The sequence below is a fragment of the Mesorhizobium sp. 131-3-5 genome, assembly GCF_016756575.1.
Lineage (GTDB): Bacteria > Pseudomonadota > Alphaproteobacteria > Rhizobiales > Rhizobiaceae > Mesorhizobium > Mesorhizobium jarvisii.
Genome location: NZ_AP023254.1, coordinates 4,553,008 through 4,578,427, shown reverse-complemented (window position 1 = coordinate 4,578,427; position 25,420 = coordinate 4,553,008). Strand labels below are relative to the sequence as shown.

The following is a 25,420-nucleotide window of genomic DNA, read 5'->3' as shown; positions in this document are numbered from 1 at the left end:
GGACGCGTAGCGCGAGATGTACGAGAACCTCTTTCCTGAGGGCCGAAAACCGGCCTTCAGGAAACGGGTTTTCTCCCGTTTTAGCCGGCCGCCGAAAGGCGAACGGAGAACAGACAGAGAGCCGCCGCCCAGGCGGCTCGGTATGCAAGGCGGACCGCGGCGAGGTCCGTCCCGAGTTTAGAGCTAAGGAGCGACGATGGCCCAGACCCAGACTTTCAATGGCCGCAGACGCGTACGCAAGTTCTTCGGAAAGATTCCGGAAGTTGCGGAGATGCCGAACCTGATCGAGGTTCAGAAGGCATCCTATGACCAGTTCCTGATGGTGGACGAGCCCAAGGGCGGCCGTCCGGACGAGGGACTGCAGGCTGTTTTCAAGTCGGTCTTCCCGATCTCCGATTTTTCCGGCTCCTCGATGCTGGAGTTCGTGAAGTACGAGTTCGAAGGACCGAAATTCGACGTTGACGAATGCCGTCAGCGCGACCTGACCTATGCCGCGCCGCTGAAGGTGACGCTGCGCCTCATCGTGTTCGATATCGACGAGGATACCGGCGCCAAGTCGATCAAGGACATCAAGGAGCAGGACGTCTACATGGGCGACATGCCGCTCATGACCTTGAACGGCACCTTCATCGTCAACGGCACCGAGCGCGTCATCGTCTCGCAGATGCACCGTTCGCCGGGCGTCTTCTTCGACCACGACAAGGGCAAGTCGCACTCGTCGGGCAAGCTTCTGTTTGCCGCGCGCGTCATTCCCTATCGCGGCTCGTGGCTCGACATCGAGTTCGATTCCAAGGACGTCGTGCACGCCCGCATCGACCGTCGCCGCAAGATTCCGGTGACGTCGCTGTTGATGGCGCTCGGCATGGATGGCGAAGAGATCCTGTCGACCTTCTACAACAAGATCACCTATGTCCGCGCCGGCGACCACTGGCGCATTCCGTTCAACGTCGAGCGTTTCCGCGGCCTCAAGGCCGTCGGCGACCTGGTCGATGCCGATACGGGCGAGATCGTTGTCGAGGCCGGCAAGAAGATCACCGCCCGCCAGGCGCGCCAGCTCGGCGAAAAGGGCCTGAAGGCGATCAAGGCGACCGACGAGGATCTGCTCGGCAACTACCTGGCCGAGGACATCGTCAATTACGCCACCGGCGAGATCTTCCTCGAAGCCGGTGACGAGATCGACGAGAAGACGCTGAAGGTGCTGCTTGGCACCGGCGAGCAGGAGATCAAGGTTCTCGACATCGACCACGTCAATGTCGGCGCCTACATCAGAAACACGCTCAACGTCGACAAGAACGAGAGCCGCCAGGACGCGCTGTTCGACATCTATCGTGTCATGCGCCCCGGCGAGCCGCCGACGCTCGAGACCGCCGAAGCCATGTTCAACTCGCTGTTTTTCGACAGCGAGCGCTATGACCTGTCGGCTGTCGGCCGCGTCAAGATGAACATGCGCCTCGAGCTCAAGGCCGAGGACACCGTGCGCGTGCTGCGCAAGGAGGACATCCTGGCCGTGGTCAAGACGCTGGTCGAACTGCGCGACGGCAAGGGCGAGATCGACGACATCGACAATCTCGGCAACCGCCGCGTGCGTTCCGTCGGCGAGCTGATGGAGAACCAGTACCGCGTCGGCCTGCTGCGCATGGAGCGCGCGATCAAGGAGCGTATGTCCTCGATCGAGATCGACACGGTGATGCCGCAGGACCTGATCAACGCCAAGCCGGCGGCCGCCGCCGTGCGCGAGTTCTTCGGTTCCTCGCAGCTGTCGCAGTTCATGGACCAGACCAACCCGCTGTCGGAGATCACCCACAAGCGTCGTCTTTCGGCGCTTGGACCGGGCGGTCTGACCCGCGAGCGCGCCGGTTTCGAAGTGCGCGACGTGCACCCTACGCATTACGGCCGTATCTGCCCGATCGAAACGCCGGAAGGCCCGAATATCGGTCTGATCAACTCGCTGGCCACCTTCGCACGCGTCAACAAGTACGGCTTCATCGAGAGCCCGTACCGCAAGATCGTCGACGGCAAGCTGACCAATGACGTCGTCTATCTCTCGGCGATGGAAGAAGCCAAGCACCATGTCGCGCAGGCAAATGCCGAGCTCGACAAGAATGGCGGCTTCGTCGACGAGTTCGTCATTTGCCGCAGTGCCGGTGAAGTGATGATGGCGCCGCGCGAAAACGTCGACCTGATGGACGTGTCGCCCAAGCAGATGGTGTCGGTAGCCGCGGCCCTGATCCCGTTCCTGGAAAACGACGACGCCAACCGCGCTCTGATGGGCTCGAACATGCAGCGTCAGGCCGTGCCGCTGGTGCGCGCCGAGGCGCCGTTCGTCGGCACCGGCATGGAGCCGATCGTCGCCCGTGACTCGGGCGCCGCCATCGGCGCCCGCCGCGGCGGCATCGTCGACCAGGTGGACGCGACGCGTATCGTCATCCGCGCGACGGAAGATCTCGATCCGGGCAAGTCCGGCGTCGACATCTACCGGCTGATGAAGTTCCAGCGTTCGAACCAGAACACCTGCATCAACCAGCGTCCGCTGGTGCGCATGGGTGACCGGGTCAACAAGGGCGACATCATCGCCGACGGCCCGTCGACCGAGCTCGGCGATCTGGCGCTCGGCCGCAACGTGCTGGTCGCGTTCATGCCGTGGAACGGCTACAACTACGAGGACTCGATCCTGCTCTCCGAGCGCATCGTGGCCGACGACGTCTTCACCTCGATCCACATCGAGGAGTTCGAGGTCATGGCGCGCGATACCAAGCTCGGTCCGGAGGAAATCACGCGCGACATTCCGAACGTTTCGGAAGAAGCGCTGAAGAACCTCGACGAAGCCGGCATCGTCTATATCGGTGCGGAAGTGCAGCCGGGCGACATCCTGGTCGGCAAGATCACGCCGAAGGGCGAAAGCCCGATGACGCCGGAAGAGAAGCTTCTGCGCGCCATCTTCGGCGAAAAGGCTTCCGACGTGCGCGACACCTCGATGCGCATGCCTCCGGGCACTTTCGGCACCGTCGTCGAGGTGCGCGTGTTCAATCGCCACGGTGTGGAGAAGGACGAGCGCGCCATGGCGATCGAGCGCGAGGAGATCGAACGCCTCGCCAAGGACCGCGACGACGAGCAGGCCATCCTGGACCGCAACGTCTACGCGCGTCTTTCCGACGTGCTCGTCGGCAAGGAAGCGATCGCCGGACCGAAGGGCTTCAAGAAGGGCTCGACGCTGTCCAAGGATACGCTCGACGAGTATCCGCGTTCGCAATGGTGGCAGTTCGCCGTGGAGAACGAAAAGCTCCAGAGCGAACTGGAAGCCCTGCGTGGCCAGTACGACGACTCCAAGAAGGCGCTCGAGCAGCGCTTCATGGACAAGGTCGAGAAGGTGCAGCGCGGCGACGAAATGCCTCCGGGCGTCATGAAGATGGTCAAGGTCTTCGTGGCGGTGAAGCGCAAGATGCAGCCGGGCGACAAGATGGCCGGCCGTCACGGCAACAAGGGTGTCGTGTCACGCATCGTTCCGGTCGAGGACATGCCTTTCCTCGAGGACGGCACGCATGCCGATATCGTGCTCAACCCGCTGGGTGTGCCGAGCCGCATGAATGTCGGCCAGATCCTGGAAACGCATCTGGGCTGGGCCTGCGCGGGCATGGGCAAGAAGATCGGCGAGCTGATCGACACGTACAAGGCCGCCGGCGACATCAAGCCGCTGCGCAAGACGCTCGAGAGCTTCATGCCGGCCAATGACCGTAACGAGCCGATCCGCGAGTATGACGACGAGAGCATTGTTCGCCTCAGCGAACAGATGCGCCGCGGCGTCTCGATCGCGACCCCGGTGTTCGACGGTGCCCACGAGGCTGACATCAACATCATGCTGGAGCAGGCGGGCCTGCACACCAGCGGTCAGTCGCAGCTCTATGACGGACGCACGGGCGAGCCGTTCGATCGCAAGGTGACGATGGGCTATATCTACATGCTCAAGCTTCACCATCTCGTGGACGACAAGATCCACGCGCGTTCGATCGGTCCGTACTCGCTCGTCACCCAGCAGCCGCTGGGCGGCAAGGCGCAGTTCGGTGGCCAGCGCTTCGGCGAAATGGAGGTCTGGGCGCTGGAAGCCTACGGCGCCGCCTACACGCTGCAGGAAATGCTGACGGTGAAGTCGGACGACGTTGCCGGCCGCACCAAGGTCTACGAGGCGATCGTGCGCGGCGACGACACGTTCGAGGCCGGCATTCCGGAGAGCTTCAACGTGCTCGTCAAGGAAATGCGGTCTCTCGGCCTCAATGTCGAGCTGGAGAACACCAAGCTCGACGACGCCCCGGTTCGGCTGCCCGACGCGGCTGAGTAAAGGCTACAGCGCGCCGCACGAAGTTGCGGCGCGCCAAAGGAATTCGACGGCCGGTGGCCGACAAAGACGGCGGGCGTTTGGCCCGCGACTAGATGCAAGGGGTTTTCGAGGACCCCGAAAAGGAGAACGGCATGAACCAAGAGGTCATGAATCTCTTCAATCCGCAGGCGCCTGCGCAGGTGTTCGATTCCATCCGGATCTCACTGGCCAGCCCTGAGAAGATTCTGTCCTGGTCGTTCGGCGAGATCAAGAAGCCGGAGACCATCAACTACCGCACCTTCAAGCCGGAGCGTGACGGTCTGTTCTGCGCGCGCATTTTTGGCCCGATCAAGGACTACGAGTGCCTGTGCGGCAAGTACAAGCGCATGAAGTACAAGGGCGTCATCTGCGAGAAGTGCGGCGTCGAAGTCACGCTGTCGCGCGTCCGGCGCGAGCGCATGGGCCATATCGAGCTCGCCGCTCCCGTCGCTCACATCTGGTTCCTGAAGTCGCTGCCTTCGCGCATCGGCACGCTGCTCGACATGACGCTGAAGGATATTGAGCGCGTCCTCTACTTCGAGAACTACATCGTCACCGAGCCTGGCCTCACCGCGCTGAAGGAGCACCAGCTGCTCAGCGAGGAAGAGTACATGATCGCCGTCGACGAGTATGGCGAGGACTCCTTCACTGCCATGATCGGCGCCGAGGCCATTCATGACCTTCTGGCCGGCATGGATCTGGAGAAGATCGCCGGCGACCTGCGTTCGGAGCTGGCTTCGACCACGTCCGAGCTGAAGCAGAAGAAGTATTTGAAGCGGCTCAAGGTCGTCGAGAACTTCATGGAATCCGGCAACCGTCCGGAATGGATGATCATGAAGGTGGTTCCGGTTATCCCGCCGGACCTGCGCCCGCTGGTTCCGCTGGATGGTGGACGTTTCGCGACGTCTGACCTGAACGATCTCTATCGCCGCGTCATCAACCGCAACAACCGTCTGAAGCGGCTGATCGAGCTGCGCGCTCCCGGCATCATCGTGCGCAATGAAAAGCGCATGCTGCAGGAAGCCGTCGACGCACTGTTCGACAACGGCCGTCGCGGCCGCGTCATCACCGGCGCCAACAAGCGTCCGCTGAAGTCGCTGTCCGACATGTTGAAGGGCAAGCAGGGACGGTTCCGCCAGAACCTGCTCGGCAAGCGCGTCGACTATTCCGGCCGCTCGGTCATTGTCACCGGTCCGGAGCTCAAGCTGCACCAGTGCGGCCTGCCGAAGAAGATGGCGCTCGAACTGTTCAAGCCCTTCATCTACGCCCGTCTCGACGCCAAGGGTTACTCCTCGACTGTCAAGCAGGCCAAGAAGCTGGTCGAGAAGGAGCGTCCGGAAGTCTGGGATATTCTCGACGAGGTCATCCGCGAGCACCCGGTTCTGTTGAACCGTGCGCCGACGCTGCACCGCCTCGGCATCCAGGCGTTCGAGCCGATCCTGATCGAAGGCAAGGCGATCCAGCTGCACCCGCTGGTCTGCACGGCCTTCAACGCCGACTTCGACGGCGACCAGATGGCGGTCCACGTGCCGCTGTCCCTGGAAGCGCAGCTTGAAGCCCGCGTGCTGATGATGTCGACCAACAACATCCTGCACCCGGCTTCCGGCGCGCCGATCATCGTGCCGTCGCAGGACATGGTTCTGGGTCTCTACTATCTCTCGATCGTCAACCAGAACGAGCCGGGCGAGGGCATGGTGTTTGCCGACATGGGCGAACTCCAGCACGCGCTCGAGACCAAGGCGGTGACCCTGCACGCCAAGATCAAGGGCCGCTTCCGCACGGTCGACGCCGAAGGCAAGGTCGTGTCGAAGATCCATGACACCACGCCTGGCCGTATGATCATCGGCGAGCTTCTGCCGAAGAACGTCAATGTGCCGTACGAGACCGCCAACCAGGAGATGACCAAGAAGAACATCTCCAAGATGATCGACACCGTCTACCGCCATTGCGGTCAGAAGGAGACGGTCATTTTCTGCGACCGCATCATGGCGCTCGGCTTCGCTCACGCCTGCCGTGCCGGCATTTCGTTCGGCAAGGACGACATGCTGATCCCGGACAGCAAGATCAAGCTGGTCTCCGACACCGAGGCTTTGGCCAAGGAATACGAGCAGCAGTACAATGACGGCCTGATCACGCAGGGCGAGAAGTACAACAAGGTTGTCGACGCCTGGGCCAAGTGCTCCGAAAAGGTCGCCGACGAGATGATGGCCCGCATCAAGGCGGTGGAGTTCGAAGACAACGGCCGTCAGAAGCCGATGAACTCGATCTACATGATGTCGCACTCCGGTGCGCGTGGCTCGCCCACCCAGATGCGTCAGCTCGCCGGCATGCGCGGCCTGATGGCCAAGCCGTCGGGTGAAATCATCGAGACGCCGATCATCTCGAACTTCAAGGAAGGCCTGACCGTGCTCGAGTACTTCAACTCGACCCACGGCGCCCGCAAGGGTCTGGCCGACACCGCCTTGAAGACGGCGAACTCGGGTTACCTCACCCGTCGTCTGGTCGACGTGGCGCAGGACTGCATCGTCAACTCCGTGGATTGCGGCACCGACAAGGGCCTCACCATGCAGCCGATCGTCGATGCCGGTCAGGTCGTCGCTTCGGTCGGCCAGCGCGTGCTGGGCCGCACCGCGCTCGATGACATCAACCATCCGGTGACCGGTGACCTGCTGGTCAAGGCCGGAACGCTGATGGACGAGCGTGACGTGGAGCAGATCGAAAAGGCCGGCGTCCAGTCGGTCCGCATCCGCTCGGCACTGACCTGCGAGGTCAGGGTCGGCGTGTGCGCGGTCTGCTACGGACGCGATCTGGCGCGCGGCACCCCGGTCAACCAGGGTGAAGCCGTCGGCGTCATCGCGGCGCAGTCGATCGGCGAGCCGGGCACCCAGCTCACCATGCGTACCTTCCACATGGGCGGTACCGCGCAGGTGGTGGATAGTTCATTCCTTGAAGCCTCCTATGAGGGCAAGGTCGAAATCCGCAACCGCAACGTGGTGCGCAACTCCGACGGCCAGCAGATGGTCATGGGCCGCAACATGGCGGTGCTGATCCTCGACGAGGCCGGCAAGGAGCGTGCCACGCACCGTGTCACCTATGGTTCGCGTATCTTCGTGGACGATGGCGACAAGGTGAAGCGCGGCCAGCGTATCGCCGAGTGGGATCCCTACACCCGCCCGATCCTCACCGAAATCGAGGGCAAGGTGGCGTTCGAGGATCTGGTCGACGGCATTTCCGTCCAGGAAACGGCCGACGAGTCGACCGGCATCACCAAGCGTGAGGTCATCGACTGGCGTTCGACGCCGCGCGGCAACGATCTGAAGCCGGCGATCGTCGTTCAGGACGCCAAGGGCAAGGTCGGCAAGCTGTCGAAGGGTGGCGATGCCCGCTTCCTGCTCTCGGTCGAGGCCATTCTCTCGGTCGAGCCAGGTGCGCAGGTTCGTCCCGGCGACGTGCTGGCGCGTATTCCGATGGAAAGCGCCAAGACCAAGGACATCACCGGCGGTCTGCCGCGTGTTGCCGAACTGTTCGAGGCCCGTCGTCCGAAGGATCACGCCATCATCGCCGAGATAGATGGCACGATCCGCTTCGGCCGCGACTACAAGAACAAGCGCCGCATCATCATCGAGCCGCATGACTCGACGCTCGAGCCGGTCGAATACCTGATCCCGAAGGGCAAGCCGTTCCACCTCCAGGACGGCGACGTCATCGAGAAGGGCGACTACATCCTCGACGGCAATCCGGCGCCGCACGACATCCTGGCGATCAAGGGCGTGGAGGCACTTGCTTCCTACCTCGTCAACGAAATCCAGGAAGTTTACCGCCTGCAGGGCGTGTCGATCAACGACAAGCACATCGAGGTGATCGTTCGCCAGATGCTGCAGAAGGTCGAGATCACCACGCAGGGCGACTCGACCTACATTCCGGGCGACCACGTCGACGTGATCGAACTGGAAGAGGTCAACGAGCGCCTGATCGAGGACGGCAAGAAGCCGGCCGAAGGTCAGCCGGTGCTGCTCGGCATCACCAAGGCCTCGCTGCAGACGCCGTCCTTCATCTCGGCCGCCTCCTTCCAGGAGACGACCAGGGTGCTGACGGAGGCCGCGGTTGCCGGCAAGACCGACATGCTGCAGGGCTTGAAGGAAAACGTCATCGTCGGCCGGCTGATCCCGGCCGGTACGGGCGGCACGATGAGCCAGATCCGGCGCATCGCCACCTCGCGCGACGAACTCATCATCGACGAGCGCCGCAAGGCCTCCGGTGTGGAAATCGCCGAGCCGATGCTGGCCGATATGACAACCGCCGCGCAGTAAGCGCGGCGGCAAGAAATCTCAGGCAACAAGGCCGTCGGGGTAACCCGACGGCTTTTTTGTTTTCCGGAGCGTGGCGAAGTTGGTATCCATGGCGGCAAGAAAGGCCCCGGGGCTACATTTTCGCGTTTCGGCTTTTGATCGGAGAAGAAACGATGAGCAGGAAGACCTGGGCTGCGGTCGACGACTACATCGTTGATGCTCTGTTCGAAGCGGATCCAGCCCTTGACGCCGTTCTCGCCGCCAACCGTGACGAAGGCCTGCCGCCGATCGACGTATCGCCGGCGCAGGGCAAGCTGCTTTCACTGCTGGCGCAGATTCGGGGTGCGAAGAAGATCCTCGAAATCGGCACGCTGGGCGGCTATTCGACGATCTGGATGGCGCGCGCCTTGCCCATGGACGGCAAGATCGTGACGCTTGAACTTGACCCGCATCACGCCAAGGTCGCGCGGTCGAATTTCGGACGTGCAGGGGTTTCGAACCAAGTGGAACTGCGGGTCGGGCCGGCCCTTGAATCGCTGGCCACGCTAAGCGCTGGAAATGCCGGGCCGTTCGATCTCATCTTCATCGACGCCGACAAGCCGAACAACCCGAACTATCTCTCCTGGGCCACGCGGCTTTCGAGGCCGGGAACAGTCATCATCTGCGACAATGTCATCCGCGACGGCGCGGTGATCGACGGCGGTGGGCATGACGCCAATGTCGTGGGCGCCCGGGCGGCGTTCTCATTCATAGGCGGCGACAAGCGTCTGGATGGCACCGCCATCCAGACAGTAGGCGCCAAGGGCTATGACGGCTTTGCGATTGCGATTGTCAGTTGAAGGTCAGTCGAAAAACGCCTCGACCACATTGCGCTTGCCGAGCATGAAGGCGTCGGCGACATGCTGCAGCGGCGCGAGATCGACATCTGAGATGCCGGCGCGCACGATCTCGGCGAAACGCTTGTAGAGCATGGGGTATTCCGCTTCCGGCTCCTCATGCACGACGCGGCCGTCGATGGCGAGTTTCGAGCCGCCGCCGGAAAGCACCATCTTGCCGGCATCCGTGTCGGCCAGGATGTCCCAGCTTTGCGGGCCGGTCTGCAGCCAGTCGAGGTCCATCGTCACCGGCAATCCGTTCGACGTGCGGAAGGCGACTTGCGCCGCGACCGGGGCAGCGCGGTTTTCAGGAAAGTCGAGCACGGCCGAAGTGATGAACATCGCCGGCAGGATGTGGGTTGCGATCGACAGCGCGTTGATGCCGGGATCGAAGACCCCGAAGCCGCCAGGCGCCCAGATCCACTCCTGGTTCGGATGCCAGCGGCGCACATCTTCCTTCCAGACGATAGCCGCCGATCGAATCTGGGTCGATGCGAGAAAGCCACGCGCGGCCTCCACCGCCGGCGCATAACGCGAGTGCCAGCTGGCAAATAGCGAGACGCCGTTTTTCTCGGCCAGCACCTTCAGGTCTTCGACCTCGCTGACCGTTGCGCCCGGCGGCTTTTCCAGGAAGACATGCTTCCTTGCCTCGAGCGCGGTGCGCGCGGCGTCGTAGCGGAATTGCGGCGGCATGCAGAGCGAGACGGCCTCAAGCTCCGGCACCGCGTCGAGCATCGCCTCGATGGTTGGAAAGTTCGGGATGCCGTCGACCTTGCCATGCCGGCTGGCGGCAGCGGTGAGTCGGTAGCTCTGGTCCTTGGCTAGCGCCGGCAGGTGCTGGTCGCGGACGATCTTGCCGACGCCGACGATACCTATGTTGATGGGGTTATTGTTTGACGACATGGGGGCTCCGGAATGGGAAGGACAGGTTTTTCTAGGCGCGAGAAAGACAACCGGGCAAGTTGCGAAAGATGGAGCGGCGGTCCGGCCGGCGTAAGCCGTGTCCCGACCTGATTCTCAGATCGGCGCGTCGAACGTGACGATCGAGACTTCGCCTTCGAGCGCGCCCTGATAGGCCGACAGATGCGGCTCGTCATCGGGCGCGCCGTCCATATCGCCGATCTGATCGAGCTCGGCCTCGGCATAACCTTCCGCCGCAAGCGATTCGAGGGCGCGGCGCACCGCCGAATCGTCGTCGGGAGCCACCAGCATGACATGAACGCCTTCCGCTTTGCCGCCTTTGCGCTTCCACACCCGGCCGGTGATGATGGTGACCGGACGTTCTTCATTGTCGTTCACGGGCTGATTCCTCTTGGCAAAGGACAGGCGAGGGGGTTTTCAGAGCTCAGGCCGCCTTTTCGCATGAAGCGGGGCCGCGCGACAGCCAAAAGCCGGTCACTTTCTTCCTCGCACTTGCAAAATGGCGAAAGAAAATTACATGCGCCTTTCGCATGGCTGCCAAGCCCCGGCATCAATGCAATATTTGGCACTGCGGGGTTGACGGTTCGCGGGCTTACGAGTAGAAGCCGCCCAGTCAGAACCGATGTGAGGCTCTCCCTTCCGAAGCGACACGCTTTGGAGTTTGCTTCAAACAGGGTTCGTTTTACGAGCGAAAAGACATTTCCGGCGTGCACGAAGCGGCTTCCGCTTCCTCTGCCATTTGTTCGGGCAAGACCGCGAGGCGCGGTTTGTGGCCCGAATTTGCGTATGGAAATGACGCTTTGAGCGGCCCTGACCGGGCGAGACACGGAATTGAGAGACAAGAGGGTTTAATGCCTACCGTCAACCAGCTGATCCGCAAGCCGCGCATTGCGCCGGTGAAGCGTAACAAGGTCCCGGCCATGCAGCAGAACCCGCAGAAGCGGGGCGTCTGCACGCGCGTCTACACGACGACGCCGAAGAAGCCGAACTCGGCGCTGCGCAAGGTGGCCAAGATCCGCCTGACCAATGGTTTTGAAGTGATCGGTTACATCCCCGGCGAAGGTCACAACCTTCAGGAACACTCCGTGGTCATGATCCGCGGCGGCCGCGTCAAGGATCTTCCGGGCGTTCGCTACCACATCATCCGTGGCGTGCTCGACACGCAGGGCGTGAAGAACCGCAAGCAGCGCCGTTCGAAGTACGGCGCCAAGCGTCCGAAGTAAGATTTTCCGGCCCTGGCGCTGCTTGAAAGCGTCGGGCTACGAGATTGAGAGACAAAAGCCATGTCGCGTCGTCACAGTGCAGAAAAGCGTGAGATCAACCCGGATCCGAAGTTCGGCGATCTGATCGTCACTAAGTTCATGAACGCCGTCATGTATGACGGCAAGAAGTCGGTCGCCGAGACCATCGTCTATGGCGCTCTGGACCAGGTCCAGTCGAAGACCAAGCAGGAGCCGGTCACCGTCTTCCATCAGGCGCTCGACAATGTCGCGCCGCATGTGGAAGTGCGTTCGCGTCGCGTCGGCGGCGCCACCTACCAGGTTCCGGTCGACGTGCGCCCCGAGCGTCGCCAGGCATTGGCCATCCGTTGGCTGATCGCGGCTGCCCGCAACCGCAACGAGACCACCATGATCGACCGCCTCTCGGGCGAGCTGATGGACGCGGCCAACAACCGCGGCACGGCCGTCAAGAAGCGTGAAGACACCCACAAGATGGCTGAAGCCAACCGCGCTTTCGCACACTACCGCTGGTAAAGCGCGAACAGGACTGAGAGGCAGCTACGATGGCCCGCGAATACAAAATCGAAGACTACCGCAATTTCGGTATCATGGCGCATATTGACGCCGGCAAGACGACGACCACCGAGCGCGTCCTCTATTACACGGGCAAGTCGCACAAGATCGGCGAAGTGCACGACGGCGCTGCCACCATGGACTGGATGGAGCAGGAGCAGGAACGCGGCATCACCATCACGTCCGCCGCCACCACGACCTTCTGGAAAGGTCGCGACGGCAAGATGCATCGCTTCAACATCATCGACACTCCCGGACACGTCGACTTCACCATCGAAGTCGAGCGTTCGCTGCGCGTGCTCGACGGCGCCATTGCGCTGCTCGACGCCAACGCCGGTGTCGAGCCGCAGACGGAAACCGTCTGGCGCCAGGCCGACAAGTACCGCGTGCCGCGCATGATCTTCTGCAACAAGATGGACAAGATCGGCGCCGATTTCTACCGCTCGGTAGAGATGATCGGCTCACGCCTCGGTGCGCAGGCTGTCGTCATGCAGCTGCCGATTGGCGCCGAGACCGAATTCAAGGGCGTCGTCGACCTCGTCGAGATGAACGCGCTTGTCTGGCGCGACGAGACGCTGGGCGCTGCCTGGGACGTCGTCGAGATCCCGGCCGATCTTCAGGCTCGTGCCGTGGAATACCGCGAGAAGATGATCGAAGCCGCCGTCGAAATGGACGAGACGGCCCTCGAAAACTACCTCGAAGGCAAGATGCCGTCGAATGACGAGATCCGTTCGCTGATCCGCAAGGGCACGATCGCGGTCAAGTTCTATCCGATGTTCTGCGGTTCGGCCTTCAAGAACAAGGGCGTGCAGCCGCTGCTCGACGCCGTTGTCGAGTACCTGCCGTCGCCGGCCGACGTTCCCGCCATCAAGGGTGTCGATGCCAAGACCGACGCCGAGATCGAGCGTCATGCGGACGACAACGAGCCGCTGTCGATGCTCGCCTTCAAGATCATGAACGACCCGTTCGTCGGTTCGCTGACCTTCGCCCGCATCTACTCGGGCAAGCTCACCAAGGGCGTCTCGGTCGACAACACCGTCAAGGGCAAGAAGGAGCGCATCGGCCGCATGCTGCAGATGCATGCGAATTCGCGCGCCGACGTTGAGGAAGCTTTCGCCGGCGACATCGTCGCTCTGGCTGGCCTCAAGGACACGACCACCGGCGACACTCTGTGCGATCCGCTGCACCCGGTCATCCTCGAGCGCATGGAATTCCCCGACCCGGTCATCCAGATCGCCATCGAGCCGAAGACCAAGAACGATCAGGAAAAGATGGGCCTCGCCCTTCACCGACTGGCTGCCGAGGATCCGTCCTTCCGCGTCAAGACCGACGAGGAAAGCGGCCAGACCATCATCTCCGGCATGGGCGAACTGCACCTCGACATCATCGTCGACCGCATGCGTCGCGAGTTCAAGGTCGAAGCCAATGTCGGCGCTCCGCAGGTGGCCTATCGCGAGACGATCACCCGTAAGCACGAGCAGGACTACACCCACAAGAAACAGACCGGCGGTACCGGCCAGTTCGCCCGCGTCAAGGTTATCTTCGAGCCGAACACGGAGAGCGAAGAGTTCGTCTTCGAGTCCAAGATCGTCGGCGGCGCGGTGCCGAAGGAATACATTCCGGGTGTCGAAAAGGGCATTCAGAGCGTCATGGGCGCTGGTCCGTTCGCGGGCTTCCCGATGATCGGTGTCCGGGCGACGCTGATCGACGGCGCCTACCACGACGTCGACTCCTCGGTCCTGGCCTTCGAAATCGCGTCCCGCGCCTGCTTCCGCGAAGCCGCACCCAAGCTGGGCGTGCAGCTGCTCGAGCCGATCATGAAGGTCGAAGTCGTGACGCCGGAAGACTATGTCGGCAGCGTCATCGGCGACCTGAACGGCCGTCGCGGCCAGATCCAGGGCCAGGAAGCACGCGGCGTGGCCGTCGTCATCAACGCGATGGTGCCGCTCGCCAACATGTTCAAGTACGTCGACAACCTGCGCTCGATGAGCCAGGGCCGCGCGGCCTACACGATGCAGTTCGACCACTACGAGCCGGTCCCGACCGCGGTCGCCCAGGAAGTCCAGAAAAAATACGCGTAACTCGAAAGAGCCGTCGCGGTAACGCAATTCAAAGCCCGCATGGGCGAGCAGGAAATGGAGACATCACATGGCAAAAGGTAAATTCGAGCGCACTAAGCCTCATGTGAACATCGGCACGATTGGTCACGTTGACCATGGCAAGACGTCGCTGACGGCGGCGATCACGAAGTATTTTGGCGAGTACAAGCGCTACGACCAGATCGATGCGGCGCCGGAAGAGAAGGCGCGCGGCATCACCATCTCGACGGCTCACGTTGAATACGAGACGGCCAACCGCCACTACGCTCACGTCGACTGCCCCGGCCACGCCGACTATGTGAAGAACATGATCACCGGTGCCGCGCAGATGGACGGCGCGATCCTGGTCGTGTCGGCCGCCGACGGCCCGATGCCGCAGACCCGCGAGCACATCCTGCTTGCCCGTCAGGTCGGCGTGCCGTCGATCGTGGTGTTCCTGAACAAGGTCGATCAGGTCGACGACGCCGAGCTGCTCGAACTGGTCGAGCTCGAGGTTCGCGAGCTGCTGTCGAAGAACGAGTTCCCCGGCGACGACATTCCGATCGTCAAGGGTTCGGCGCTGGCCGCGCTTGAGGATTCCAACAAGACGATCGGCGAGGACGCGATCCGCGAGCTGATGGCTCAGGTCGACGCCTACATCCCGACGCCTGTTCGTCCGCTCGACAAGCCGTTCCTGATGCCGATCGAAGACGTGTTCTCGATCTCGGGCCGCGGCACGGTCGTGACCGGCCGCGTCGAGCGCGGCGTGGTCAAGGTCGGCGAGGAGCTGGAGATCATCGGCATCCGTCCGACGACCAAGACGACCTGCACGGGCGTGGAAATGTTCCGCAAGCTGCTCGATCAGGGCCAGGCTGGCGACAACATCGGCGCGCTGCTGCGCGGCGTTGATCGTGAAGGTGTCGAGCGCGGCCAGGTTCTGGCCAAGCCCGGCACGGTGAAGCCGCACAAGAAGTTCGTGGCCGAGGCCTACATCCTGACCAAGGACGAAGGTGGCCGTCACACGCCGTTCTTCACCAACTACCGTCCGCAGTTCTACTTCCGCACGACGGACGTGACCGGCATCGTGTCGCTGCCGGCTGGCACCGAGATGGTCATGCCTGGCGACAACATCACGGTCGATGTCGAGCTGATCGTGCCGATCGCCATGGAAGAGAAGCTGCGCTTCGCCATCCGTGAAGGCGGCCGCACCGTCGGTGCCGGCATCGTCGTCACCATCAAAGAGTAATTTGGACTTAAACCGATCTGTCGCGGGCGCGGAAGTTGCCCGCGCCGCGCCAGAACAAGGAAGTGACGCATGAACGGACAGAATATCCGCATCCGCCTGAAGGCGTTTGATCACCGCGTGCTCGACGCCTCGACGAAGGAAATCGTGTCGACGGCCAAGCGCACCGGCGCAAACGTCCGCGGCCCCATTCCGCTGCCGACGCGGATCGAAAAGTTCACGGTGAACCGGTCGCCCCACGTCGACAAGAAGAGCCGCGAGCAGTTCGAGATGCGCACGCACAAGCGTCTGCTCGACATCGTCGATCCGACCCCGCAGACCGTCGATGCTTTGATGAAGCTCGATCTGGCCGCCGGCGTCGACGTCGAGATCAAGCTCTAAGGGAATGAGAGCGCGGTAAGGGGCGGTGCCCCTGGCCCGGAACTCTAAAGGAATTGAACCGATGCGTTCAGGTGTGATTGCAAAGAAGGTGGGAATGACCCGCATCTATAACGATGCCGGGGAACATGTTCCCGTCACCGTTCTCCGGATGGAGAACTGCCAGGTCGTGGCGCAGCGCACGCAGGAGAAGAATGGCTACACCGCCGTTCAGCTCGGCGTTGGCCTCGCCAAGGTGAAGAACACGTCGAAGGCGATGCGCGGCCATTTCGCGACCGCTTCCGTCGAGCCGAAGGCGAAGGTTGCCGAGTTCCGCGTCTCGGCCGACAACATGATCGATGTCGGCGCCGAGATCACCGTCGAGCACTTTGTCGCCGGCCAGAAGGTCGATGTGACGGGCACGACGATCGGCAAGGGTTTCCAGGGCGTCATCAAGCGTCACCACATGGGTGGTGGCCGCGCGACGCACGGTAACTCGGTCTCGCACCGTACGCACGGTTCGACCGGCCAGCGCCAGGACCCCGGCAAGGTGTTCAAGGGCAAGAAGATGGCCGGCCACATGGGCGATACCCGTGTGACGACGCAGAATGTCGAGATCGTCTCGACCGATGCCGACCGCGGCCTGATCCTGATCCGCGGAGCGGTTCCCGGATCGAAGGGCGCCTGGATCCTGGTCCGCGATGCGGCCAAGGTGGCACTGCCGGCCAATGCGCCGAAGCCCGCCGCGATCCGCGCCGCTGTTAAGAACGAGGCTCCGGCCACAGAGGGAGCGGAATAATGGATCTCAAGATCACAACGCTTGGCGGCAAGGACGCCGGCAAGGTGAAACTCTCCGAGGAGATTTTCGGCCTTGATCCGCGCGAGGACATCCTGCAGCGCGTCGTGCGCTGGCAGCTCGCCAAGAAGCAGCAGGGCACGCACAAGGCCAAGGGCCGCGCCGAAATCGCGCGCACCGGCGCCAAGATGTACAAGCAGAAGGGTACGGGCCGCGCCCGTCACCATTCGGCACGCGCTCCGCAGTTCCGCGGCGGCGGCAAGGCCCACGGCCCGGTCGTTCGCAGCCACGAGCACGACCTGCCGAAGAAGGTGCGTGCTCTCGGCTTGAAGCATGCTCTCTCGGCCAAGGCCAAGAGCGCGTCGATCATCGTTATCGACGAACTGAAGCTGACCGAGGCCAAGACCAAGGCGCTGATCGCGAATTTCGCGACGCTGGGCCTGAGCAACGCACTGGTGATTGGTGGTGCCGAGCTTGACAAGAACTTCAAGCTGGCCGCGACCAACATCCCCAACATCGACGTGCTGCCCATCCAGGGCATCAACGTCTACGACATTCTGCGCCGCGGCACGCTGGTCCTTTCCAAGGCCGCCGTCGAGGCTCTCGAGGAGCGCTTTAAATGACCGACCTTCGTCACTACGACGTGATCGTCAGCCCGGCGATCACCGAAAAGTCGACCATGGCTTCCGAGCAGAACCAGGTCGTCTTCAACGTCGCCAAGAAGGCGTCGAAGCCGGAAATCAAGGCCGCCGTCGAAGCGCTGTTCGGCGTCAAGGTGATGGCCGTGAACACCCTTGTCCGCAAGGGCAAGATCAAGCGCTTCCGCGGCACGATCGGCCGCCAGAGCGACGTCAAGAAGGCGATTGTGACGCTGGCCGACGGCCAGTCGATCGACGTCGCGACGGGTCTCTGAGCAAGGCCGCGAGGACAGAACAATGGCACTGAAAAAATTCAACCCGGTAACGCCGAGCACCCGCCAGCTGGTCATCGTCGACCGCTCGGGCCTCTACAAGGGCAAGCCCGTCAAGGGTCTGACCGAGGGCCTGACCAAGTCGGGCGGCCGCAACAATTACGGCCGCATCACCGCCCGCTTCATCGGCGGTGGCCACAAGCGTTCGTACCGCATCATCGACTTCAAGCGCCGCAAGTTCGACGTCGTCGGCACGGTCGAGCGCATTGAATACGATCCGAACCGCACCGCCTTCATCGCGCTGATCAAGTACGACGATGGTGAGCTGTCCTACATCATCGCCCCGCAGCGCCTTGCCGCCGGCGACAAGATCGTGGCTGGCGAAGCGGTCGACGTGAAGCCGGGCAATGCGATGCCGCTGGCATCGATGCCGGTCGGCACGATCGTCCACAACATCGAGCTGAAGCCGGGCAAGGGTGGCCAGGTCGCCCGTTCGGCCGGCGGTTACGCCCAGCTCGTCGGTCGCGACCAGGGCATGGCGATCCTGCGCCTCAATTCGGGCGAGCAGCGTGTCGTTCACGGCTCCTGCATGGCCACCGTCGGTGCCGTGTCGAACCCCGACCACGGCAACATCAACGACGGCAAGGCCGGCCGCACGGTTTGGCGTGGCAAGCGCCCGCACAATCGCGGCGTGACCATGAACCCGGTCGACCATCCGCACGGCGGTGGTGAAGGCCGCACCTCCGGTGGCCGTCATCCGGTCAGCCCGTGGGGCAAGCCGACCAAGGGCAAGAAGACGCGGTCCAACAAGGCGACCGACAAGTTCATCCTGCGCTCGCGCCATCAGCGCAAGAGCTAAGAAGAGGTAACGCCAAGTGACTCGTTCTATTTGGAAAGGCCCCTTCATCGACGGCTACCTTCTCAAGAAGGTGGACAAGGTTCGTGAAGGTGGTCGCAATGAGGTGATCAAGATGTGGAGCCGTCGCTCCACCATCCTGCCGCAGTTCGTCGGCTTCACCTTCGGTGTCTACAACGGCCAGAAGCATGTTCCCGTCTCGGTGAACGAGGACATGGTCGGTCATAAGTTCGGTGAATTCGCTCCGACGCGGACTTATTACGGTCACGGCGCGGATAAGAAGGCGAAGAGGAAATAATCATGGGCAAGGCCAAAGCTCCGCGCAGGCTTGCTGACAACGAAGCGCGCGCCGTGTTGCGCACGATCCGTATCAGCCCGCAGAAGCTGAACCTCGTTGCCGCGCTGATCCGCGGCAAGAAGGTCGCGACAGCGCTTTCCGACCTCGAATTCTCGGCCAAGCGGATTTCCGGCACGGTCAAGAAGACGCTGGAATCGGCGATCGCCAACGCGGAAAACAACCACGACCTCGATGTCGATGCGCTGGTGGTGGCGGAAGCCTATGTCGGCAAGTCGATCGTCATGAAGCGGTTCCACGCTCGTGGCCGTGGTCGCGCCAGCCGTATCGAGAAGCCGTTCTCGCACCTCACGATCGTCGTTCGTGAAGTCGAAGAAAAAGGGGAGGCCGCATAATGGGCCAGAAAGTCAATCCGATCGGTCTTCGCCTCGGCATCAACCGCACCTGGGATTCGCGCTGGTTCGCGAACACCGGCGAGTACGGCAAGCTGCTGCATGAGGACATCAAGATCCGCAAGTATCTTGAGAAGGAACTCAAGCAGGCCGCGATCTCCAAGGTCGTGATCGAGCGCCCGCACAAGAAGTGCCGCGTTACCATCCATGCCGCGCGCCCGGGTCTGATCATCGGCAAGAAGGGCGCCGACATCGAGAAGCTTCGCAAGAAGCTGATGGAGATGACGAAGTCCGAGACGCACCTCAACATCGTTGAAGTGCGCAAGCCGGAAATCGACGCGACCCTGGTCGCCCAGTCGATCGCCCAGCAGCTCGAGCGCCGTATCGCGTTCCGCCGCGCCATGAAGCGCGCCGTGCAGTCGGCGATGCGCCTCGGTGCCGAAGGCATCCGCATCAACTGCTCGGGCCGTCTCGGCGGCGCCGAAATCGCCCGCATGGAGTGGTACCGTGAGGGCCGCGTGCCGCTGCACACGCTGCGCGCCGATGTCGACTACGGCACGGCCGAGGCGAATACGGCGTATGGCATCTGCGGCGTCAAGGTCTGGGTATTCAAGGGCGAGATCCTCGAGCACGATCCGATGGCTTCGGAACGTCGCGCGACCGAGGGTGATGCTGCGCATGGCGGTGGTGGTGATCGCGAACGCGGTCGTCGTCGCGAAAACGCCTGAGACATTTAGGAATTTGGAGTTAGAACGATGCTGCAGCCAAAGCGCACAAAGTTCCGCAAGCAGTTCAAGGGCCGTATCCATGGTACCGCAAAGGGGGGCACCAACCTGGATTTCGGTGGTTTCGGGCTGAAGGCGCTTGAGCCGAACCGCGTCACCGCGCGTGAGATCGAGGCGGCCCGCCGCGCGATCACTCGTGAAATGAAGCGTGCTGGCCGCGTCTGGATCCGCATTTTCCCGGATCTGCCGGTCACGTCGAAGCCGACCGAAGTCCGCATGGGCAAGGGCAAGGGTGCCGTCGACTACTGGGCGGCGCGCGTCAAGCCGGGCCGCATCATGTTCGAGATCGACGGCGTCAGTGAAGAAACCGCCCGTGAGGCGCTGCGTCTCGGCGCGGCCAAGCTCTCGGTCAGGACGCGCTTCGTACAGCGCATCGCAGAATAAGGACGGGCTGATCATGAAAGCCGAAGACATCCGGACCAAGACCCAGGACCAGCTGACCGACGATTTGGCCAGCCTGAAGAAGGAGCAGTTCAACCTGCGCTTCCAGAAGGCCACCGGCCAGCTCGAGAAGACCGCGCGCGTGAGGCAGGTCCGTAAGGACATTGCGCGTATCAAGACCATCGCTGCGGAAAAGTCCGCGGCCAAGAAGGCTTAAGGACGAAAACCATGCCAAAGCGCATTCTGCAGGGCACCGTCGTCAGCGACAAGAACGAGAAGACGGTTGTCGTCAAGGTCGAACGGCGCTTCACGCATCCCGTGATGAAGAAGACCGTGCGCATGACCAAGAAGTACAAGGCGCACGACGAGAACAACGCCCACAAGGTTGGCGATCAGGTGTTCATCCAGGAATCGAAGCCGATTTCGAAGGACAAGCGCTGGATCGTCGTGTCTTCGGACCAAGCCTGACCTCCGGGCGTAAACAACGAATTTTGGACAGACCGGGGAGGGGCTTCGAGCCCGTCCCGTTAGAAAAGAAGAAGGCGGCCAGTCATGATTCAGATGCAAACAAACCTCGACGTGGCGGATAATTCCGGCGCGCGTCGTGTCATGTGCATCAAGGTGCTGGGCGGCTCGAAGCGGAAATACGCTTCCGTGGGCGACATCATCGTGGTGTCCATCAAGGAAGCCATTCCGCGCGGCCGCGTTAAGAAGGGCGATGTGATGAAGGCGGTCGTGGTTCGCACGGCCAAGGACATCCGCCGCCCGGACGGCAGCGTGATCCGTTTCGACAAGAACGCGGCCGTTCTCGTCGACAACAAGAAAGAGCCGATCGGCACGCGTATCTTCGGACCGGTTCCGCGCGAACTCCGCGCCAAGAACCACATGAAGATCATCTCGCTCGCGCCTGAAGTGCTGTAAGGAGCCGGACCAATGCAAAAGATTAGAAAAGGCGACAAGGTCGTCGTGCTGGCCGGCAAGGACAAGGGCCGTTCGGGCGAAGTCCTCTCGGTTCAGCCGAAGGATGACACCGCGCTGGTGCGCGGCGTCAACATGATCCGTCGTCACCAGAAGCAGACCCAGTCCCAAGAGGGCGGGATCATTACCAAGGAAGCGCCGATCCAGCTGTCGAACATCGCGCTGGCCGACCCCAAGGATGGCAAGCCGACCCGCGTCGGTTTCATCTTCCAGAAGGACGGCAAGAAGGTGCGCGTCGCCAAGCGCTCGGGAGAAGTCATCAATGGCTAAGGCTCAAAGCAAGCAGGCGACTGCCACCAACACGCCGCGTCTGAAGCAGGTCTACAACGAGACCATCCGCAAGGCGCTGCAGGAGCAGTTCGGCTACGACAACGACATGCAGGTTCCGCGCCTCGACAAGATCGTGCTGAACATGGGTGTCGGCGAAGCGACCGCCGATTCGAAGAAGCCTTCGGTTGCGGCCGAAGACCTGGCGCTGATCGCCGGCCAGAAGGCCGTCGTCACCCGCGCCCGCAATTCGATCGCCGGCTTCAAGGTCCGCGAGAACATGCCGATCGGCGCCAAGGTCACGCTGCGCAAGGAACGCATGTACGAGTTCCTCGACCGCCTCGTGAACATCGCGCTGCCGCGCGTCCGCGACTTCCGCGGACTGAACCCCAAGAGCTTCGATGGCCGTGGCAACTACGCCATGGGCATCAAGGAGCATATCGTGTTCCCGGAGATCAACTACGACAAGGTTGATCAGATCTGGGGCATGGACGTCATCGTTTGTACGACTGCGAAGACGGACGACGAAGCCCGGGCATTGCTCAAGGCTTTCAACTTCCCCTTCCGCCAGTAACGGCAGCGAGAAAAGGAAAAATCTGAAATGGCAAAGACCAGCTCAGTCGAGAAGAACAACAGGCGCCGCAAGCTTGCCGACCAGTACGGTCCCAAGCGCGCTGCCCTGAAGGCGATCATCATGGATCAGTCCAAGCCGATGGAAGAGCGCTTCCGCGCTCAGCTCAAGCTTGCTGCCCTGCCGCGCAACTCGGCCAAGATCCGCATCCGCAACCGCTGCGAAGTCACCGGCCGTCCGCGTGCCTACTATCGCAAGCTCAAAGTATCGCGCATCGCGCTTCGTGATCTCGGCAACAACGGCCAGATCCCGGGCCTGGTCAAGTCGAGCTGGTAAGGAGGACATAACATGTCATTGAGCGATCCTCTCGGCGATATGCTGACCCGCATCCGCAACGCCTACGGCCGCAAGAAGTCGAGTGTCTCGACGCCGGCCTCGCGTCTGCGCACCCGCGTCCTCGACGTGCTGAAGGCTGAAGGCTATATCCGCGACTACAGCCAGACCGACTTCGACAACGGTAAGTCCGAGATCGAAATCGAGCTGAAGTATTTCGACGGTGCGCCGGTCGTGCGCGAAATCGCCCGCGTCTCGAAGCCGGGCCGCCGCGTTTACGTCTCGGCCAAGTCGATTCCGCACGTCGCCAACGGCCTCGGCATCGCCATCCTTTCGACGCCGAAGGGCGTGATGGCCGATCACGAAGCCCGCGAACAGAACGTCGGCGGCGAGATCCTCTGCCAGATCTTCTGATCTGGCAGCTGACCGCAAATTGGAATCCGGTCTTCGGATCGTTCCGAAGACAGAGACCTGAAACAAGAGAAGTGACGAGGACAACAAAATGTCTCGTATTGGAAAGAAACCCGTTTCGCTGCCTCAGGGCGTGACCGCGACCGTCAACGGCCAGACCGTGACGGCGAAGGGCCCCAAGGGCGAGCTGAAGTTCGTGGTGAACGACGAAGTCCTGGTCAAGATGGAAGGCAGCGAGATCGCTGTCCAGCCGCGCGACCAGACCAAGACCGCCCGCTCCAAGTGGGGCATGTCGCGCACGCAGATCGTCAACATCCTGCAGGGCGTCAAGGACGGCTTCGAGAAGAAGCTCGAGATCACCGGCGTCGGCTATCGTGCCGCCATGCAGGGCAAGAACCTGCAGCTGGCTCTTGGCTTCAGCCATGACGTCGTCTATGAGACGCCGGCCGGTGTCACCATCGCTGTGCCGAAGCCGACGGAAATCACCGTGACCGGCATCGACAAGCAGCAGGTCGGCCAGGTCGCCGCCGAGATCCGCGAATATCGCGGTCCGGAGCCCTACAAGGGCAAGGGCGTCCGCTACGCTGGCGAGAAGATCGTCCGCAAGGAAGGCAAGAAGAAGTAAGTGTAACGCCGCGGGGAGCGGTCGCGGGAGGCGCTTCGCCTACCGCATATGGCGGCCCCCGATTTTTGAAGGCAAGGAAGACCATCATGGGTACCAAGGAATCCACGCAGCGCCGTGCGCAGCGCGTTCGCCGCCAGATCAGGAAGGTCGCCGGCGAGCGTCCGCGCCTGTCGGTTCACCGCACCTCGAAGAACATCTATGTCCAGGTGATCGACGACGCCAAGGGCCACACCATCGCTGCCGCTTCGACGCTCGAGAAGGACCTCAAGGGTTCGCTCAAGACCGGCGCCGACACGGCCGCCGCCGCCGCGATCGGCAAGCTGATCGCCGAGCGCGCCACCAAGGCCGGCGTCAAGGAAGTCGTCTTCGACCGTGGCCCGTACATCTATCACGGCCGCGTCAAGGCGCTGGCTGAAGCTGCCCGCGAAGGCGGTCTGAGCTTCTAATTTCGCCCCCGGTGACCCACAGAGGCGCCGGATCGTATCATCAACCGTGCTTCCGGAAAAAAACAAGGAACAGGATATGGCACAGGAACGTAGGGAAGGCGGCCGCGGCCGCGAGCGTGAGCGCGAAGAGCGCGACGACGGCATGGTGGACAAGCTGGTCCACATCAATCGCGTCGCCAAGGTCGTCAAGGGTGGCCGTCGCTTCGGCTTCGCCGCACTCGTCGTCGTCGGCGACCAGAAGGGCCGCGTCGGCTTCGGTCATGGCAAGGCACGCGAAGTGCCGGAAGCCATCCGCAAGGCAACTGAATCGGCCAAGCGCGACATGATCTTCGTGCCGCTGCGCTCGGGCCGTACGCTGCATCACGACGTCGAGGGACGCTGGGGCGCCGGACGCGTTCTGCTGCGCGCCGCCAAGCAGGGTACCGGCATCATCGCCGGCGGCCCGATGCGCGCCGTTTTCGAGACGCTCGGCATGCATGACGTGGTCGCCAAGTCGATGGGTTCGTCGAACCCTTACAACATGGTTCGCGCCACGTTCGACGCGCTGAAGAGCCAGATGCATCCCAAGGATGTGGCTGCCGCTCGCGGCATCAAGTATTCGACCCTTCAGGCCCGCCGCGGCACCGCCGTTGCGGCTGAAGAATAGTCGATCTGACCAGGGATTTTGACCATGGCCAAGAAAGCAACCAAGACCATCACCGTTGAGCAGATCGGTTCGCCGATCCGCCGCCCGAAGGAACAGCGCGCGACGCTGGTCGGCCTCGGCCTCAACAAGATGCACAAGCAGCGCACCCTGGAAGATACGCCTTCCGTGCGCGGCATGATCGCCGCCGTTCAGCATCTCGTCCGCGTCGTGGACGAGGGCTGAGCCAAAGCGCAGGAGAACTCAGATGAAACTCAACGATCTGCGTGACAAGGACGGCGCGACGCATTCCAAGAAGCGTCTCGGCCGCGGCATCGGTTCCGGCTCGGGCAAGACCGCCGGTCGCGGCGTCAAGGGTCAGAAGGCGCGCTCCGGCGTCGCCATCAACGGCTTCGAGGGTGGCCAGATGCCGCTCTACCGGCGCCTGCCGAAGCGTGGCTTCAACAACATCTTCGCCAAGAGCTTCGTCGTCGTGTCGCTGGCCCGCATCCAGGAAGCCGTCGATGCCAAGAAGCTCGACGCCAAGGCAACCGTGACGGCCGAGGCGCTCGTCGCCGCCGGCGTCATCCGCCGCGTCAAGGATGGCGTGCGCGTGCTGTCCGATGGCGAACTCAAGGCCAAGCTTGCCTTCGACGTCGCCGGTGCTTCCAAGGCGGCGATCGAGAAGATCGAAAAGGCCGGCGGCTCGGTCAAGTTGCCGGAAAAGGCAGCTGCCGAGTAACGGCAATTTGAAGCGCGATCGGCAAGAGTGGGATCCCGTTTTTGCTCACGATTGCGCTTTGATCTGCTCAATTAAGCGGCCGCGTCAACGCGGCCGCTTGCAT

At 62.4% G+C, this 25,420-nt stretch carries 30 protein-coding genes; 28 read left to right on the top strand and 2 right to left on the bottom strand.

Translation table 11 applies throughout. The features are described from left to right. The first annotated feature begins 196 nt into the window (after positions 1-196). The 3 genes from rpoB (at position 197) to JG747_RS22255 (ending at position 9,479) form a co-directional block, all read left to right on the top strand. The gene (rpoB, locus tag JG747_RS22265; protein ID WP_010909266.1) at positions 197-4,333 is read left to right on the top strand and encodes a DNA-directed RNA polymerase subunit beta; all 4,137 of its coding nucleotides are present in this window, start codon (positions 197-199) and stop codon (positions 4,331-4,333) included. Positions 4,334-4,464: 131 nt separating this feature from the next. Next, a complete protein-coding gene (gene rpoC / locus JG747_RS22260) occupies positions 4,465-8,661 on the top strand; it encodes a DNA-directed RNA polymerase subunit beta' (protein ID WP_027046808.1) in 4,197 nt (1,398 codons plus the stop codon). 152 nt (positions 8,662-8,813) lie between these two features. Beyond that, complete coding sequence (locus JG747_RS22255) at positions 8,814-9,479, top strand: O-methyltransferase (RefSeq protein WP_202360039.1); 666 nt, start codon at positions 8,814-8,816, stop codon at positions 9,477-9,479. 3 nt (positions 9,480-9,482) lie between these two features. On the opposite strand, the gene JG747_RS22250 is transcribed toward JG747_RS22255, so the two are convergent. Further along, positions 9,483-10,418, bottom strand: a complete 936-nt coding sequence (locus JG747_RS22250; protein ID WP_019857961.1) for a Gfo/Idh/MocA family protein — start codon at positions 10,416-10,418, stop codon at positions 9,483-9,485. A 114-nt stretch (positions 10,419-10,532) separates the two neighbouring features. After that, positions 10,533-10,814, bottom strand: a complete 282-nt coding sequence (locus JG747_RS22245; protein ID WP_202360038.1) for a transcriptional regulator — start codon at positions 10,812-10,814, stop codon at positions 10,533-10,535. A 473-nt stretch (positions 10,815-11,287) separates the two neighbouring features. Here JG747_RS22245 and rpsL point away from each other — a divergent pair, with 473 nt between their 5' ends. From rpsL to rplO, 25 genes are all read left to right on the top strand, one after another. Beyond that, positions 11,288-11,659 (top strand): 30S ribosomal protein S12, encoded by a 372-nt coding sequence (gene rpsL, locus JG747_RS22240; protein WP_006333356.1) that lies wholly within the window; start codon positions 11,288-11,290, stop codon positions 11,657-11,659. A 60-nt stretch (positions 11,660-11,719) separates the two neighbouring features. Next, positions 11,720-12,190, top strand: coding sequence for a 30S ribosomal protein S7 (rpsG, locus tag JG747_RS22235; protein ID WP_006202127.1), 471 nt, complete (start codon positions 11,720-11,722; stop codon positions 12,188-12,190). A 29-nt stretch (positions 12,191-12,219) separates the two neighbouring features. After that, positions 12,220-14,310, top strand: coding sequence for an elongation factor G (fusA, locus tag JG747_RS22230; protein WP_019857963.1), 2,091 nt, complete (start codon positions 12,220-12,222; stop codon positions 14,308-14,310). A 67-nt stretch (positions 14,311-14,377) separates the two neighbouring features. Beyond that, positions 14,378-15,553 carry an elongation factor Tu gene (gene tuf, locus JG747_RS22225; protein ID WP_010909256.1) on the top strand — a complete coding sequence of 392 codons (1,176 nt, stop codon included), beginning with the start codon at positions 14,378-14,380 and terminating at the stop codon, positions 15,551-15,553. 69 nt (positions 15,554-15,622) lie between these two features. After that, positions 15,623-15,931 (top strand): 30S ribosomal protein S10, encoded by a 309-nt coding sequence (gene rpsJ, locus JG747_RS22220; RefSeq protein WP_010909272.1) that lies wholly within the window; start codon positions 15,623-15,625, stop codon positions 15,929-15,931. Between the two features lie 61 nt (positions 15,932-15,992). Beyond that, entirely contained in the window at positions 15,993-16,706 is a 714-nt protein-coding gene (gene rplC, locus JG747_RS22215) for a 50S ribosomal protein L3 (protein WP_202360037.1), read from the top strand. Next, positions 16,706-17,326 (top strand): 50S ribosomal protein L4, encoded by a 621-nt coding sequence (gene rplD / locus JG747_RS22210; RefSeq protein ID WP_019857964.1) that lies wholly within the window; start codon positions 16,706-16,708, stop codon positions 17,324-17,326. The genes rplC and rplD overlap by 1 nt, the downstream gene beginning before the upstream one ends. Further along, positions 17,323-17,616: a 50S ribosomal protein L23 gene (locus tag JG747_RS22205; RefSeq protein WP_010909275.1), complete on the top strand. Its 294-nt coding sequence runs from the start codon at positions 17,323-17,325 to the stop codon at positions 17,614-17,616. Before rplD ends, JG747_RS22205 begins: the two co-directional genes overlap by 4 nt. 22 nt (positions 17,617-17,638) lie before the next feature. After that, positions 17,639-18,472, top strand: a complete 834-nt coding sequence (rplB, locus tag JG747_RS22200) for a 50S ribosomal protein L2 (RefSeq protein WP_010909276.1) — start codon at positions 17,639-17,641, stop codon at positions 18,470-18,472. A gap of 16 nt (positions 18,473-18,488) precedes the next feature. Further along, a complete protein-coding gene (gene rpsS, locus JG747_RS22195; RefSeq protein WP_006205463.1) occupies positions 18,489-18,767 on the top strand; it encodes a 30S ribosomal protein S19 in 279 nt (92 codons plus the stop codon). Between the two features lie 2 nt (positions 18,768-18,769). Next, positions 18,770-19,159 carry a 50S ribosomal protein L22 gene (rplV, locus tag JG747_RS22190; protein ID WP_010909277.1) on the top strand — a complete coding sequence of 130 codons (390 nt, stop codon included), beginning with the start codon at positions 18,770-18,772 and terminating at the stop codon, positions 19,157-19,159. After that, positions 19,159-19,884 (top strand): 30S ribosomal protein S3, encoded by a 726-nt coding sequence (gene rpsC / locus JG747_RS22185; RefSeq protein ID WP_010909278.1) that lies wholly within the window; start codon positions 19,159-19,161, stop codon positions 19,882-19,884. Before rplV ends, rpsC begins: the two co-directional genes overlap by 1 nt. 27 nt (positions 19,885-19,911) lie before the next feature. Beyond that, positions 19,912-20,325 carry a 50S ribosomal protein L16 gene (gene rplP, locus JG747_RS22180; RefSeq protein WP_010909279.1) on the top strand — a complete coding sequence of 138 codons (414 nt, stop codon included), beginning with the start codon at positions 19,912-19,914 and terminating at the stop codon, positions 20,323-20,325. A 13-nt stretch (positions 20,326-20,338) separates the two neighbouring features. After that, a complete protein-coding gene (gene rpmC / locus JG747_RS22175; RefSeq protein WP_006205459.1) occupies positions 20,339-20,539 on the top strand; it encodes a 50S ribosomal protein L29 in 201 nt (66 codons plus the stop codon). Positions 20,540-20,550: 11 nt separating this feature from the next. Then, a complete protein-coding gene (gene rpsQ / locus JG747_RS22170; RefSeq protein WP_010909280.1) occupies positions 20,551-20,790 on the top strand; it encodes a 30S ribosomal protein S17 in 240 nt (79 codons plus the stop codon). A gap of 84 nt (positions 20,791-20,874) precedes the next feature. Then, positions 20,875-21,243: a 50S ribosomal protein L14 gene (rplN, locus tag JG747_RS22165; protein WP_006205457.1), complete on the top strand. Its 369-nt coding sequence runs from the start codon at positions 20,875-20,877 to the stop codon at positions 21,241-21,243. A 12-nt stretch (positions 21,244-21,255) separates the two neighbouring features. Further along, positions 21,256-21,570 carry a 50S ribosomal protein L24 gene (gene rplX / locus JG747_RS22160; RefSeq protein WP_019857966.1) on the top strand — a complete coding sequence of 105 codons (315 nt, stop codon included), beginning with the start codon at positions 21,256-21,258 and terminating at the stop codon, positions 21,568-21,570. Beyond that, positions 21,563-22,141, top strand: a complete 579-nt coding sequence (gene rplE, locus JG747_RS22155; protein WP_010909281.1) for a 50S ribosomal protein L5 — start codon at positions 21,563-21,565, stop codon at positions 22,139-22,141. Before rplX ends, rplE begins: the two co-directional genes overlap by 8 nt. A gap of 27 nt (positions 22,142-22,168) precedes the next feature. Then, positions 22,169-22,474, top strand: coding sequence for a 30S ribosomal protein S14 (rpsN, locus tag JG747_RS22150; RefSeq protein WP_010909282.1), 306 nt, complete (start codon positions 22,169-22,171; stop codon positions 22,472-22,474). A 12-nt stretch (positions 22,475-22,486) separates the two neighbouring features. After that, positions 22,487-22,885 carry a 30S ribosomal protein S8 gene (gene rpsH, locus JG747_RS22145; protein ID WP_006205453.1) on the top strand — a complete coding sequence of 133 codons (399 nt, stop codon included), beginning with the start codon at positions 22,487-22,489 and terminating at the stop codon, positions 22,883-22,885. 88 nt (positions 22,886-22,973) lie between these two features. After that, on the top strand, positions 22,974-23,507 hold the full coding sequence (gene rplF / locus JG747_RS22140) for a 50S ribosomal protein L6 (protein WP_019857968.1): 534 nt from the start codon (positions 22,974-22,976) through the stop codon (positions 23,505-23,507). Between the two features lie 86 nt (positions 23,508-23,593). Next, positions 23,594-23,953 (top strand): 50S ribosomal protein L18, encoded by a 360-nt coding sequence (rplR, locus tag JG747_RS22135; RefSeq protein WP_010909284.1) that lies wholly within the window; start codon positions 23,594-23,596, stop codon positions 23,951-23,953. A 76-nt stretch (positions 23,954-24,029) separates the two neighbouring features. After that, positions 24,030-24,599 (top strand): 30S ribosomal protein S5, encoded by a 570-nt coding sequence (rpsE, locus tag JG747_RS22130; protein ID WP_027046810.1) that lies wholly within the window; start codon positions 24,030-24,032, stop codon positions 24,597-24,599. Between the two features lie 24 nt (positions 24,600-24,623). Beyond that, positions 24,624-24,821 (top strand): 50S ribosomal protein L30, encoded by a 198-nt coding sequence (gene rpmD, locus JG747_RS22125; RefSeq protein WP_006205449.1) that lies wholly within the window; start codon positions 24,624-24,626, stop codon positions 24,819-24,821. A 22-nt stretch (positions 24,822-24,843) separates the two neighbouring features. Next, the gene (rplO, locus tag JG747_RS22120) at positions 24,844-25,317 is read left to right on the top strand and encodes a 50S ribosomal protein L15 (RefSeq protein ID WP_010909286.1); all 474 of its coding nucleotides are present in this window, start codon (positions 24,844-24,846) and stop codon (positions 25,315-25,317) included. Positions 25,318-25,420: the final 103 nt, after the last annotated feature.